The organism is Ensifer sp. ZNC0028 (assembly GCF_000799055.1).
GTDB lineage: Bacteria > Pseudomonadota > Alphaproteobacteria > Rhizobiales > Rhizobiaceae > Ensifer.
In genome coordinates this window covers 1-13,670 of record NZ_JTLA01000148.1, presented here as the reverse complement: position 1 = coordinate 13,670, position 13,670 = coordinate 1, and the positions used below count along the sequence as shown (strand labels likewise).

At 63.4% G+C, this 13,670-nt stretch carries 12 protein-coding genes; 10 read left to right on the top strand and 2 right to left on the bottom strand.

What is annotated here, in order from left to right; translation table 11 throughout:
* Window positions 1-49: 49 nt before the first annotated feature.
* Window positions 50-1,114 (bottom strand): LacI family transcriptional regulator, encoded by a 1,065-nt coding sequence (locus tag L981_RS30060; protein WP_043625407.1) that lies wholly within the window; start codon window positions 1,112-1,114, stop codon window positions 50-52.
* A 314-nt stretch (window positions 1,115-1,428) separates the two neighbouring features.
* Between L981_RS30060 and L981_RS30055 the strand changes: the two genes are divergently transcribed.
* From L981_RS30055 to L981_RS30015, 9 genes are all read left to right on the top strand, one after another.
* Complete coding sequence (locus L981_RS30055; RefSeq protein WP_371258915.1) at window positions 1,429-2,661, top strand: ABC transporter substrate-binding protein; 1,233 nt, start codon at window positions 1,429-1,431, stop codon at window positions 2,659-2,661.
* A 276-nt stretch (window positions 2,662-2,937) separates the two neighbouring features.
* Complete coding sequence (locus L981_RS30050; protein ID WP_043625400.1) at window positions 2,938-3,816, top strand: carbohydrate ABC transporter permease; 879 nt, start codon at window positions 2,938-2,940, stop codon at window positions 3,814-3,816.
* On the top strand, window positions 3,816-4,697 hold the full coding sequence (locus L981_RS30045; RefSeq protein ID WP_043625398.1) for a carbohydrate ABC transporter permease: 882 nt from the start codon (window positions 3,816-3,818) through the stop codon (window positions 4,695-4,697). Before L981_RS30050 ends, L981_RS30045 begins: the two co-directional genes overlap by 1 nt.
* Window positions 4,698-4,701: 4 nt before the next feature.
* The gene (locus L981_RS30040) at window positions 4,702-5,817 is read left to right on the top strand and encodes an ABC transporter ATP-binding protein (protein ID WP_043625396.1); all 1,116 of its coding nucleotides are present in this window, start codon (window positions 4,702-4,704) and stop codon (window positions 5,815-5,817) included.
* A 6-nt stretch (window positions 5,818-5,823) separates the two neighbouring features.
* Complete coding sequence (locus tag L981_RS30035) at window positions 5,824-7,323, top strand: FAD-dependent oxidoreductase (RefSeq protein WP_043625394.1); 1,500 nt, start codon at window positions 5,824-5,826, stop codon at window positions 7,321-7,323.
* Window positions 7,320-8,099, top strand: coding sequence for a 3-ketoacyl-ACP reductase (locus L981_RS30030; protein ID WP_043625393.1), 780 nt, complete (start codon window positions 7,320-7,322; stop codon window positions 8,097-8,099). Before L981_RS30035 ends, L981_RS30030 begins: the two co-directional genes overlap by 4 nt.
* A 103-nt stretch (window positions 8,100-8,202) precedes the next feature.
* On the top strand, window positions 8,203-9,858 hold the full coding sequence (locus L981_RS30025) for a GMC family oxidoreductase (protein ID WP_043625392.1): 1,656 nt from the start codon (window positions 8,203-8,205) through the stop codon (window positions 9,856-9,858).
* A gap of 7 nt (window positions 9,859-9,865) precedes the next feature.
* The gene (locus L981_RS34805; protein ID WP_043625390.1) at window positions 9,866-10,183 is read left to right on the top strand and encodes a Dabb family protein; all 318 of its coding nucleotides are present in this window, start codon (window positions 9,866-9,868) and stop codon (window positions 10,181-10,183) included.
* Window positions 10,184-10,192: 9 nt separating this feature from the next.
* Window positions 10,193-11,458 carry a glycerate kinase gene (locus L981_RS30015; protein ID WP_043625387.1) on the top strand — a complete coding sequence of 422 codons (1,266 nt, stop codon included), beginning with the start codon at window positions 10,193-10,195 and terminating at the stop codon, window positions 11,456-11,458.
* Window positions 11,459-11,569: 111 nt separating this feature from the next.
* Here the strand turns inward: L981_RS30015 and L981_RS30010 are convergent, their stop codons facing one another.
* Complete coding sequence (locus tag L981_RS30010) at window positions 11,570-12,907, bottom strand: aspartate aminotransferase family protein (RefSeq protein WP_043625384.1); 1,338 nt, start codon at window positions 12,905-12,907, stop codon at window positions 11,570-11,572.
* Window positions 12,908-13,056: 149 nt separating this feature from the next.
* Here L981_RS30010 and L981_RS30005 point away from each other — a divergent pair, with 149 nt between their 5' ends.
* A complete protein-coding gene (locus L981_RS30005; protein ID WP_043625382.1) occupies window positions 13,057-13,605 on the top strand; it encodes a cupin domain-containing protein in 549 nt (182 codons plus the stop codon).
* The last annotated feature ends 65 nt before the right edge of the window (window positions 13,606-13,670 follow it).

Here is a 13,670-nt window from a genome sequence, read left to right as displayed (position 1 = left end):
GCAGGAGGCAGCGTCACGCGACGCCGTCCTGCACGCCGTGTTCGCCCGCTCAGCCGGCCGTGCCGAAGCTCGATGGGATCTGCGGACAGAGCAGCAGCTGGAGCTTGCTGATGTCGCTCTCGCCGCCGATCTTCTGCAGGAGCACCCGGCCCATGTCCTCGCCGGTCGCTGTCAGGTCTTCGTAGATGGTTTCGACCTGCGGCTGGATGGCGCTCAAGAGGTGCGAGGTCTGCTTGGCGACGATGTCGTATTCGCGTCCGAGCGTGAGGCCGCAATCGCTCATGCCGGTGATGGTCGCCAGCGCACAGACCTCGCCGCCGCACATGAAGCTATCCGGCGGATCGGGCTCGGCATAGCGCTGGCGCACACGGTCGCGGATCGCGCCGGCGGGGCTGTCGAGGTCGATGCCCGAGAGGATCTCGTAGGCGCAGCCGGCCTCGCGCACGGCGGTCATGAAGCCGTGTTGCAGATGGCCCGCAAAGGTGAAATCGGCGGGACCGCTGATCAGCGCGGGCTTGCGCCTGCCCTTGGCGATCAGGCGCTTCGTCGCCTGGTAGGAGAAGGTGAAGTTGTCGTAGTCGACATAGGGATGCGGGGTGGAAAGCTCCGTGCGCCCATGGGTGACGAAGGGAAAGCCGAGATCGGACAGCAATCGGACGCGGGGATCGAGCGGTTCCGTGCGCGAGAAGATCAGGCCGTCGGCCATCGCGTTGCGGGTGATGTAGTTGACCGCTTCGACATTTGTCGAGTTGAGGAAGTTCGGCATGACGATCAGGTGAAAGGCGGTGCCCTGCAGCGCCTTGGCGATGCCGCTCATGATCGAGGTGCCGTAGCCGAGAATTTCCTCATGTGGATCGAGCAGCACGCCGATGACATTGGTGCGGCCAGTCTTCAGGCGCTGGGCGGCACGGTCGGGCGAATAGCCGATCTCGTCGGCGACCTCGCGCACCCGCTTGCGGGTTTCGATGGAGATCTGCGGCGCATCGGACAGCGCGCGCGAGACGGTGGTGACCGCAAGGCCGGTGATTTCCGCGATCGTGCGAAGGGTCGGCTTGCCGCGCTTGACGGTGGCACCGCTGTCTTCGTGGTGGGCGGGCTTGGAGGGATCGGCCAATGCTAGTCATCCTGAGAGCGGGCAAGAGCGGGTTTTGTAACGTGGTGCGAACGCTTAGGCAATCGAATCATGAAAACGTTTTAAATCTCGCATCGCGGCATGGATTGCTGCGCTGCAATAGCTAATGTGAGCTATATAATTCAGTAAATTCAAACGGTTCCGAAGGTGCTAAAGTACAAAATGGCGGAATGCTTGACTTGCTGAATTTATAACGTTTTAAATGGCCAGCCGCTGGCTGAAGCGGCGCGAATTCCGGGGTGGAGGAGGTTCCGCCTCGTTAACTTGCAAACGGGAGGAAAACGATGCGCAAGTTGATGACGACGACGGCCGTTGTGGCGCTGATGATGGCGGCCACCGCCGCGCGCGCAGCCGAAAATGTGGAAGTTCTGCACTGGTGGACATCCGGTGGCGAAGCCGCCGCACTCGACGTTCTGAAGAAGGATCTGGAAAGCAAGGGCATCACCTGGACCGACATGCCGGTTGCCGGTGGTGGCGGTACGGAAGCCATGACGGTGCTGCGCGCGCGCGTCACCGCGGGCAACGCTCCGACCGCCGTGCAGATGCTCGGCTTCGACATTCTCGACTGGGCCAAGGAAGGCGCACTCGGCAACCTCGACGAGACGGCTTCCAAGGAAGGCTGGGACAAGGTGATCCCGACCGCCCTGCAGCAGTTCTCGAAGTATGACGGCCACTGGATCGCAGCACCGGTCAACGTGCATTCGACCAACTGGGTCTGGATCAACAAGGCCGCCCTCGACAAGGCTGGCGGCAAGGAGCCGACCAACTGGGACGAACTGGTTGCCCTGCTCGACAACTTCAAGGCTCAGGGCATCACGCCGATCGCCCATGGCGGCCAGCCCTGGCAGGATGCGACGATCTTCGACGCCGTCGTGCTTTCGCTCGGCACCGACTTCTACAAGCAGGCTTTCATCGACCTCGACCCGGCAGCGCTCGGCGGCGACAAGATGAAGGAAGCCTTCGACCGCATGACGAAGCTGCGCTCCTATGTCGACGACAACTTCTCCGGCCGTGACTGGAACCTCGCTTCCGCTATGGTCATCGAGAACAAGGCCGGCCTGCAGTTCATGGGCGACTGGGCCAAAGGCGAGTTCCTGAAGGCGAAGAAGGTGCCGGGCACCGATTTCGTCTGCATGCGCTTCCCGGGTACGCAAGGGTCCGTGACCTTCAACTCCGACCAGTTCGCGATGTTCAAGGTTGCCGACGACAAGGTTCCCGCACAGCTCGCCATGGCTTCGGCGATCGAAAGCCCGACCTTCCAGTCGGCCTTCAACGTCGTTAAGGGCTCGGTCCCGGCCCGCACCGACGTTCCGGACACGGCCTTCGACGATTGCGGCAAGAAGGGCATCAAGGACCTGGCGGAAGCCAACACCAACGGCAAGCTCTTCGGCTCCATGGCCCATGGCCATGCCAATCCGGCTGCCGTCAAGAACGCGATCTACGACGTCGTGACGCGTGAGTTCAACGGCGAACTGACGTCCGAAGAGGCCGTCAAGGAACTGGTCTCGGCCGTCGAGGCCGCGAAGTAACGGGCTCGCTCCGGGGCGCGTACTGCATAATTCCTTAGATCCGCATGGATTTAAGGACAAAATTATGCAGCAACTTAGGTGTTGCAGCGACCTTAGCGTGTCTTGCGAGACACGCGGCGCTGCTAGGCGCCCCGGACACCCCATTCCGACATGCAGGCGCCGTCGAACCACCGTGGCCAACAGGACGCGGGGAGGGGCGCTTTGATACCCAGAACCTCGCGCGGATGCCGATATCAGGGTTGTGCCCGACGGCCGCGCCAGAAGTGGTGAACGTTCATGGATAGCCGCAGTCGCCTGCAGGACCTGATACCGAAGCTGGTGCTTGCCCCGAGCTTCCTCATCGTCCTGATCTTTGTCTATGGTTTCATTGCCTATACCGGCTTTCTGTCGATGACGGACAGCAAGATGCTGCCGTCCTACAATTTCGTCGGTTTAAGCAACTATACGAAGCTGTGGGCGCTGCCACACTGGTGGCGGGCGGTGAGCAACCTGGCGATCTTCGCCGCGCTCTATATCGCCATCTGCTCGGTGCTTGGCCTCGGGCTGGCGATCCTGCTCGACCAGAAGATCCGCGCTGAAGGGTTCCTGCGGCCGATCTATCTCTATCCGATGGCGCTTTCCTTCATCGTGACGGGCACTGCCTGGAAGTGGTTCCTCGATCCCGGCATCGGCCTTGAGAACACCATGCATCTGTGGGGCTGGGAGAGTTTCTCGTTCAACTGGATCAAGGACCGCAACTACGCGATCTACTGCGTCGTCATCGCCGCGGTCTGGCAGTCGACCGGCTTCATCATGGCGATGTTCCTGGCCGGCCTTCGCGGCGTCGACAACGAGATCATCAAGGCAGCCCAGATCGACGGCGCCAAGACCTCGACGATCTATCGCCGGATCATCATTCCCTTGATGCGACCGGTGTTCCTCTCGGCTTTCGTCGTGCTCGCGCATCTGGCGATCAAGGCCTACGACCTGATCATCGCGCTGACCGGTGGCGGCCCCGGCCAGGCGACCGAGCTGCCGGCGACCTTCATGTATTCCTACACCTTCACCCGCAACCAGATGGGCATCGGCGCGTCCTCGGCGATCATCATGCTGGTGATGATCTTCTCGATCATCGTTCCTTATCTCTATTCCGAAATCCGGGGAGCAAAACGCTGATGAGCGCTCCGAGCCCAGACAACATCATCTCGCACAACCGCCTCACCCGCGCGTTGATCTACACCGCGCTGATCCTCTTTGCGCTCTATTCGCTGCTGCCGCTCTACGTGATGCTGGTGAACTCGGTGAAGCCGCTCGACGAGATCCGCCAGGGCGGCATGCTCAACCTGCCGCAGACCTTTACGCTCGAGCCCTGGCTTCAAGCCTGGTCGACGGCGCAGATCGGCGTGCAGCCGACGGGCCTCAAGCCCTTCTTCATCAATTCGATCCTGATGGTCGTGCCGGCCGTGGCGATCTCGACGATCATCGGTGCGCTGAACGGCTACGTGCTGACGAAGTGGCGCTTTCCCGGTGCCAACATCTTCTTCGCCATGCTGCTTCTGTCCTGCTTCATCCCGTTCCAGATCGTGCTGATCCCGATGGCGCGCATCCTTGGGATCCTGGGGCTCGCCGGTTCGATCTGGGGCCTGATTTTCGTCCATGTGATCTACGGCCTCGGCTTCACGACGCTCTATTTCCGCAACTACTACGAGGCCTTCCCGACCGAGCTGGTGCGCGCAGCACAGATCGACGGGGCCAGCTTCTTCCAGATCTTCTGGCGCATCCTGCTGCCGTCCTCCGGCCCGATCATCGTCGTCTCGGTCATCTGGCAGTTCACCAACATCTGGAACGACTTCCTGTTCGGCGCGTCCTTCTCAGGCCCCTATTCGACGCCGATGACGGTCGCGCTCAACAACCTCGTTTCGTCCTCGACAGGCGTCAAGGAATACAACGTTCACTTCGCAGGCGCGATCCTTGCCGCCCTGCCAACGCTCATCGTCTACATCGTGTCCGGCCGCTACTTCGTTCGCGGGCTGATGTCGGGCGCCGTGAAAGGATAAGCTCATGTCTTTCTTGAAAATCAGCAACCTGCGCAAATCCTATGGCTCGCTCGAGATCCTGAAGGACATCAACCTGGAGATCGAAAAGGGCGGCTTCCTCGTGCTCGTCGGCCCGTCCGGTTGCGGCAAGTCCACGCTTCTGAACACGATAGCCGGTCTCGAACCGATCACGTCCGGCGAGATCGCCATCAATGGCCGCTCGGTCGCCGACCTGCACCCGTCGAAGCGCGATATCGCCATGGTGTTCCAGTCCTACGCGCTCTACCCGAACATGACGGTCGCCGGAAACATCGCTTTCGGCATGGAAATCCGCGGCGTGCCGAAGGACGAGCGCGAGAAGGCGATCAAGCAGGTCGCCGACATGCTGCAGATCGGCCATCTGCTCGACCGCAAGCCGAGCCAGCTCTCCGGCGGCCAGCGCCAGCGCGTCGCCATGGGCCGGGCGCTGGTGCGCAATCCGCAGGTCTTCCTGTTCGACGAGCCGCTCTCCAACCTTGATGCCAAGCTGCGCGTCGACATGCGCACCGAGATCAAGCGGCTGCACAACCGCATGAAGACGACGATCGTCTACGTCACCCACGACCAGATCGAGGCGATGACGCTGGCAACGAAGATCGCCGTTCTGAAGGACGGCGTGCTGCAGCAGTTCGGAACACCTGCCGAGATCTACAACAACCCGGCCAACATGTTTGTCGCTGACTTCATGGGTTCGCCGGCGATGAACCTTTTGACCGCGCGCATCGAAAAGAGCGGTTCCGATATCGCCGTGGCGCTGGCGCGTCCGAATGCCGAGCCGCTGAAACTCGCGGTGCCGCAGGCCAACGGTGCGCTCTCGGCCTATGCCGGCAAGGACGTGGTCTTCGGCATTCGTCCGGAAGCGCTGACCGACCCAGATGGCGCCGACCGCAATGCCAAGGTGGTCGCCGAGGGCGAATGCCTGATCGAGGTGGTCGAGCCGGCCGGTTCCGACACGTTCGCGGTCACGCGTCTCGGCGGCAAGGAGATCGTTGCCCGGCTTCGCGCCGATGCCCGCATTGCTGCCGGTCAGACCTCGCGGCTCGCCTTCAACCTCGACAAGGCGGTGTTCTTCGACCCGCAGAGCCAGCAGCGGATCGCGTAATCGATCATGCAGGAGCAGCCGGACATCGTCATCATCGGGTCGGGGATCGGCGGCTCCACGCTTGCGGCGGGGCTTGCCGGCTCCGGCGCCCGCATCGCCATCCTCGAGCGCGGCGAACGCCTGCCCGATACGCCGGAGGCGCGCAGCTACAGCTCTATCTTCGTCAAGGGTCATTTCCGCCCGAGGGAGATGTGGCGCGAACCTGACGGGACCGAGTTCAATCCAGGAAACTTCTATTTCGTCGGCGGCAATTCCAAGCTCTTCGGCGCCGTACTCTTGCGCTACCGGGCCGAAGATTTCACCGAGATGCAGCATCTTGGCGGCGTTTCGCCGGCATGGCCCTTCCCCTACGAGGAACTGGAGCCGTGGTACGGCAAGGCCGAGCGACTGTTCGAGGTGCGCGGCGAACTCGGCGACGACCCGACGGAGCCGTTCCACAGTTCCCCTTATGCCTTCGGCCCGGTGCCGAACGAGCCGGCGATTGCGCGGGCGCGCGCTGAGCTGAAGGCACAGGGCTTGCATCCGGCAACCTTGCCGCTCGGCGTCGACATCGACACGTGGCTTGCCGGCGGGCGTACGCCCTGGGATGGGTTCCCGAACACCGGCAAGGGCAAGATGGATGCCGAGACCGCATCGCTCGCCTCGGCGCTCAAGGACCCCAACATCGAGTTGATCACCTCGGCGCATGTCGACACGCTTGAGGCCGGCCCGGGCGGGCGGATCGAGGCGGTCCACTACACCCACAGGGGCGAGAAGAAGACGCTGTCGCCGAAGCTGGTGATCCTGTCGGCCGGCGCGATCAATTCCGCTGCCATCCTCTTGCGCTCCGGTGGTGGCAAGGGTCTCGCGAACGCCTCCGACCAGGTCGGCCGCAACTTCATGAACCACAATTGCAGCGCCATGCTCGCGATCAACCCGTTCAAGCGCAATGACAGCGTCTACCAGAAGACGCTGATGCTGAACGACTATTACCTGACCGGCGGCAGGGACGGCCTACCGCTCGGCAATGTCCAGCTTCTCGGTAAGATCAACGCCGACATCCTGAAGGCCAACGCGCCCGTCTGGGCGCCGCGCTTTGCCTTCGATTTCATGGCCGGTCATGCGATCGACTGGTACATGATGACCGAGGACCTGCCGAACCCGGAAAGCCGCATCATGGTCGATGGCAAGGGCATCGTCATGCAGTGGCGGCGCTCGAACATGGAGGCGCTGTCCAGTCTCGAGGCGAAGATGCGCGCGCACTTCAAGGCGGCCGGCTATCCGGTCGTCCTATCGCAAGCCTTCGACAAGCGCACGCCGTCGCACCAGTGCGGCACGGTGCGGATGGGCACCGACCCGAAGCATGCGCCGCTCGACGTCTATTGCCGCGCCTTCGACCATCCCAACCTGTTTGTCGTCGACGCCGGCTGCCTGCCGACATCCGCTGCCGTCAATCCGGCGCTGACGGTTGCCGCCCAGGCGCTCAGGGTCGCCGACCACATTCTTGCGAAGGAGATCGGATCATGACGTCATCGACGCGTCCCGTCGCCATCGTCACCGGCGGCCGCCGCGGCATCGGTCTCGGCGTCGCCCGCGCGCTCGCCCGCGAGGGCTTCGACATTGCGCTTACCGGCCTGGGTGCGGCAGACGCGACGACCGCCCAGACGCTATCGGAACTCTCCGGTGAGCACGGACGGGCCATCTACATTGAGGCGAATCTTGCCGATGTCGGCGGTCATGCGGCGACGGTCGAGCGCGTCCGCGCCGAGCTCGGCCCGATCCGCTGCCTCGTCAATAATGCCGGCATCGCCTCGGTGGTGCGGGGTGATTTCCTCGATCTCTTGCCGGAGAACTTCGACACGATCGTCGCCACCAACCTGCGCGGCACGGTGTTTTTCACCCAGGCGGTGCTGGTGTCGATGCTGACTGATCCGGCCGACGTGACGCCGCGCTCGATCATCAACATCACCTCGGTTTCGGCGACGATGACGTCGCCCGAGCGGCTCGACTATTGCATGACCAAGGCTGGTCTTGCCGCCTTCAGCCAGGGTCTGGCGCTGCGCCTCGCCAATACCGGCATTTCGGTGTTCGAGATCCGGCCTGGCATCATCCGCTCCGACATGACGGCCGGTGTCACCGGGAAATACGATGCCTTGATCGATGGCGGATTGGTGCCGATGCGGCGCTGGGGCGAGCCCGAGGATATCGGCAACATCGCGGCCGGGCTTGCCGGAGGTAAATTCGGCTTCGCAACCGGCTCGGTCATCCAGGCGGATGGCGGGCTTTCGATCGGCCGTCTCTAGCAACAGGCAGGACTTTTGAGGCTCGCAAGCGGGCAGGGTTTGAGTTGAACACGTCGAAAATTTGGAACGTTCCAAATTTATGGCGGCGGAGGGAAGACAGGGAATGAGCTACGACTACATCATCACCGGCGCCGGCCCGGCCGGCTGCGTTCTCGCCAATCGCCTCTCCGAGGACCCGACGGTTCGCGTGCTGCTGCTCGAAGCTGGCGGCGGCGACTGGAACCCGCTGTTTCACATGCCGGCCGGTTTTGCCAAGATGACCAAGGGCGTCGCCAGCTGGGGCTGGGAGACGGTGCCGCAGAAGCACATGAAGGGCAGGGTGCTGCGCTACACCCAGGCCAAGGTGATCGGAGGCGGCTCGTCGATCAATGCCCAGCTCTATACCCGTGGCAACGCTGCCGACTACGACCTTTGGGCCTCCGAGGACGGCTGCAGCGGCTGGGACTATCGCAGTGTGCTTCCCTATTTCAAACGCTCGGAAGACAACCAGCGCTTTGCCGACGACTACCACGCCTATGGCGGGCCGCTCGGCGTCTCCATGCCCACGGCGGCGCTGCCGATCTGCGACGCCTATATCCGCGCCGGCCAGGAACTCGGCATTCCCTACAATCATGATTTCAACGGTCGCCAGCAGGCGGGCGTTGGCTTCTACCAGCTCACTCAGCGCAATCGCCGCCGCTCGAGTGCGTCGCTCGCCTATCTCTCGCCGATCAAGGATCGCCGCAATCTGACGGTCCGCACCGGCGCGCGCGTGGCGCGGATCGTGCTCGAAGGCACTCGCGCCGTCGGCGTCGAAGTCGTTACGGCCAAGGGCAGCGAGACAATCCGCGCGGATCGGGAGGTGCTGGTTACCTCGGGTGCCATTGGCTCGCCGAAGCTGCTTTTGCAGTCCGGCATCGGGCCGGCCGATCATTTGAGATCGGTGGGCGTCTCGGCAAAACACGACCTGCCCGGTGTCGGCGGTAACCTGCAGGATCACCTCGATCTCTTCGTGATCTCGGAATGCACCGGCGACCACACCTATGACGGTGTGGCGAAACTCCATCGTACGCTATGGGCTGGGTTGCAGTATGTACTGTTCCGCTCCGGCCCGGTCGCATCGTCGCTATTTGAGACCGGCGGCTTCTGGTATGCGGATCCGAATGCCCGTTCGCCGGATATCCAGTTCCATCTCGGTCTCGGCTCCGGCATCGAGGCGGGCGTCGAGAAGCTGAAGAATGCCGGCGTGACGCTGAATTCCGCCTATCTGCATCCCCGCTCGCGCGGCACGGTGCGGCTCAAGTCCTCCGATCCCGCCGCGGCACCGCTGATCGATCCCAACTACTGGGAGGATCCGCATGACCGCAAGATGTCGATCGAGGGGCTGAAGATCGCCCGCGAGATCATGCAGCAGGCGGCGCTCAAGCCCTTCGTGCTGGCGGAGCGCCTGCCGGGCAATTCGGTCGTCAGCGATGAGCAGTTCTTCGACTACGGCTGCGCCAATGCCAAGACCGACCATCATCCGGTCGGTACCTGCAAGATGGGGACGGATGCCTTGGCCGTGGTCGGGCTGGACCTAAAGGTGCGCGGACTTGAAGGCCTTCGCGTCTGCGACAGCTCGGTGATGCCGCGCGTTCCCTCTTGCAACACCAATGGGCCGACGATCATGATGGGCGAGAAGGGCTCAGACATCATCCGCGGGCTGCAACCGCTACCGCCGGCGATCTTCGCCCACGAACGCAACGACAGCCGCCCGCGCGCCCGCGCCGAAATCCGTTGAGGTCCCCATGATCCGCCATTGCGTCTTCATCCGCTTCCGCCCCGAGATCACAGGTGGGGAGAAGGCGGCTATCTTTGCCGAGATATCCGCGCTGAAAGCCCGGTTACCGGGATTTCTCGCCGCGCATGTGGGCGCCAATGTCAGCCCCGAAGTGGGCATGGACAAGGGGTTTGCAGAAGGCTTCATCGTCGACTTCACCGATGCGGCCGCGCGCGACGCCTATCTCGAAGACGAGGAGCACCGCAAGACAGGTGCCAAGATCGTGGCCGCGGCCGAGGGTGGCATTGCCGGCATCCTCGTCTACGACCTCGACATCGCCGGCTGAGTGAATGCAATGATCGAAGCGCGCCCCTTCCTGACCCGGCTTTTCGAAGAAGCAGTCCGCGCGGCCGACCCCTATGAGGCGATCAGGGCGCATCTGCCCGAACCGCCGAAGGGGCGGACGATTGTCGTCGGCGCCGGCAAGGCGGCCAGCCAGATGGCGGCCGCTTTCGAAAAGCTGTGGCAACATGCCTTCAGTGGCACGGTTGTTGCGCGCCACGGACCGGTGGAGCGGTGCGAGACGATCACGGTGCTGCAATCGGCCCATCCAGTGCCGGACGAAGCCGGGCTTGTCGCATCGGATGCCTTGCTGAAGGCGGTTTCCGGCCTGACGGCCGACGATCTCGTCATCGCACTGATCTCGGGCGGTGGCTCCGCGCTGCTGCCGGCGCCGCCCGAGGGTCTGACGCTTGCCGACGAGATTGCCGTCAACAGGGCACTGCTTGCCTCGGGCGCGCCGATCTCGGCGATGAATGTCGTGCGCAAGCACGTGTCGCGGATCAAGGGTGGGCGGCTTGCTGCTGCGGCCTTTCCCGCGCGGGTCGTCAGCCTCGTCGTCTCGGATGTGCCCGGCGACAACCCAGCCTTCGTCGCGTCCGGACCGACGGTGCCCGACCGCAGCACGGCGGAAGAGGCGCTCGAAATCGTTGACCGCTACCGGATGGAGCTTCCCGATGCCGTGATGGCGCATCTGCGATCGGAGGCTGCAAGGGCGCCGGATCCCGATGATCCACGTTTTGCCAGGCATACGGTTCATGTCATCGCTTCTGCTGCTGTTTCACTCGAAGCGGCCGCGGCCAAGGCGCGGGAGATCGGCATCGAGGCGCACATTCTCTCCGATGCGATCGAGGGTGAAGCGCGTGATATCGGCCGCATGCATGCGGCCCTTGCGCGCGAGGTGGCGCTGAGGAACCGCCCCTTCGGTAAGCCGGTGGTGCTGTTGTCCGGCGGCGAAACGACGGTGACGATTTCAGGCAAAGACTACGGCAAGGGTGGACGCAACAGCGAGTTCCTGCTGTCGCTGGCGCTCGATATCGACGGTGTATCCGGGATTGACGCGCTGGCCGCCGATACCGATGGCATCGACGGTTCTGAGGACAATGCCGGCGCCTTTGCCGATGGTAACAGCATCGCCCGCATGCGGGCTGCGGGTATCGATCCGCGGCTCCATCTCGCCCGTCACGACGCCTGGTCGGCCTTTTCGGCGAGCGGCGATCTGTTCGTCCCAGGCCCGACCGGAACGAACGTCAACGATTTCCGGGCGCTGTTGATTCGCTAGGGTGCGGCTGTTCTGTCGAGACGTTAGCCGGATTCAGCACTGTACCTGAAATGACAACGCCGCCGCCGAGATCTTCGGCGGCGGCGTTGTTTTGATTTGCGGCGTTTCGCCTTACTTGGCGCGCTTCAGCGCATCGCCGAGGATCGAGACGATCTCGCCAAAATGCTTCTCTTCGGCGATCAGCGGCGGCGAGAAGGCGATGATGTCGCCGGTGACGCGGATCAGCAGGCCCTTTTCGAAGCAATCGACGAAGACGTCATAGGCGCGGGCGCCGATTGCACCGTCGCGCGACTGCAGCTCGATGCCGGCGATCAGCCCGATCGTGCGGATGTCAATGACATTGGGCAGGCCTTTGAGCGAATGCATGGCGTCATGCCAGGCGTCCTGCAGCTCCACGGCGCGGGTCATCAGGCCCTCGTCGCGGTAGATGTCGAGCGTGGCGATGCCGGCTGCGCAGGCGGCAGGGTGGCCGGAATAGGTGTAGCCGTGGAAGAGCTCGATCGCGTTTTCCGGACCGTGCATCAGCGCGTCATGCACCTTGCGGCTGGCAAAGACCGCGCCCATCGGGATGGCGCCGTTGGTGAGGCCCTTGGCGGCCGTCACCATATCAGGGGTGACACCGAAGAAGTCGGTGGCGAATGCAGCACCCAGACGGCCGAAGCCGGTGATGACTTCGTCGAAGATCAGCAGGATGCCGTGCTTGTCGCAGATGGCGCGCAGGCGTTCGAGATAGCCCTTCGGCGGGATCAGCACGCCGGTCGAACCGGCGACCGGCTCGACGATGCAGGCGGCAATGGTCTCGGCGCCATGCAGCGCCACCAGCCGCTCGAGATCGTCGGCGAGCTCGGCGCCGTGCTCCGGCTGGCCCTTGACGAAGGTGTTCTTGGCGGGGTCGTGCGTGTGGCGCAGGTGATCGGAGCCCGGGAGCTGCGGGAAGACGCGGCGGTTGTTGAGAATGCCGCCGACCGAAATGCCGCCAAAGCCGACGCCGTGATAGCCGCGCTCGCGGCCGATCAGGCGCGTGCGCGTGCCCTGGCCGATGGCGCGCTGGTAGGCGATCGCGATCTTCAGGGCGGTGTCGACCGATTCGGAGCCGGAGCCGGTGAAGAAGACGCGGTCGAGCTTCTGGCCCTCAGGACCCGGCGCGATTTCGGCGAGGCGTTCGGCAAAATCGAAAGCGATCGGATGGCCCATCTGGAAAGAGGGCGCGAAATCCATGGTCGACAGCTGGCGCTCGACGGCCGAGGCGATCTGGCGGCGGCCGTGGCCGGCGTTCACGCACCAGAGCCCGGCGGTGCCGTCGAGGATCGTGCGGCCATCGGTGCTGGTGTAGTGCATGCCCTCGGCGGACGCGAGCAGGCGCGGTGCCTGCTTGAACTGCCGGTTGGCGGTAAACGGCATCCAATAGCTGTCGAGAACGGGGGCGTTGGGTTTGGTGTGCTGGTTCATGGCATCCTCCTCAAGGTCGCGCGATTGACGCCATGATTTGATTTGCCAAACAAGTCCTTTTCTGCTGTCAGTTAACGCATTGATTTATAATGCTGCTACTCGGCATGTTTGCGTTATTTCGAACAACCTGAACAGGAAGCTGCGCACCCGTGAGCGTCGATATCGGAAACAGGCTTCGCCATTTGAGGCTGATGCACAATCTGTCGCAGCGCGAACTGGCCAAACGCGCCGGTGTCACGAATTCAACGATCTCGCTGATCGAATCCAACGCGTCCAACCCGTCCGTCGGGGCGCTGAAGCGCATCCTCGACGGCATACCGATCGGGCTTGCCGAGTTTTTCTCCTTCGAGCCGGAGAAGCCGCGCAAGGCGTTCTATGCTGCCGAGGAACTGGTCGAGATCGGCAAGGGGCCGATTTCCTACCGCCAGATCGGCGAAAACCTCTTTGGCCGCAGCCTGCAGATCCTGAAGGAAGTTTACCAGCCCGGTGCCGACACGGGGAAGGTGCCGCTGGTGCATGACGGCGAGGAGGGGGGCATCGTGCTTGCGGGCCGCATCGAGGTCACCGTCGATGACGAGCGGCGGATCCTCGGGCCTGGAGATGCCTATTATTTCGAAAGCCGCCGACCGCACCGCTTTCGCTGTGTCGGGCCGGTGCCGTGCGAAGTAATTAGCGCTTGTACGCCGCCGACGTTTTGAGGAGGCGGAGTTCGGGACTGCCCCTCATCCCGCTGCCGCGACCTTCTCCCCGCAGGCGGGGAGAA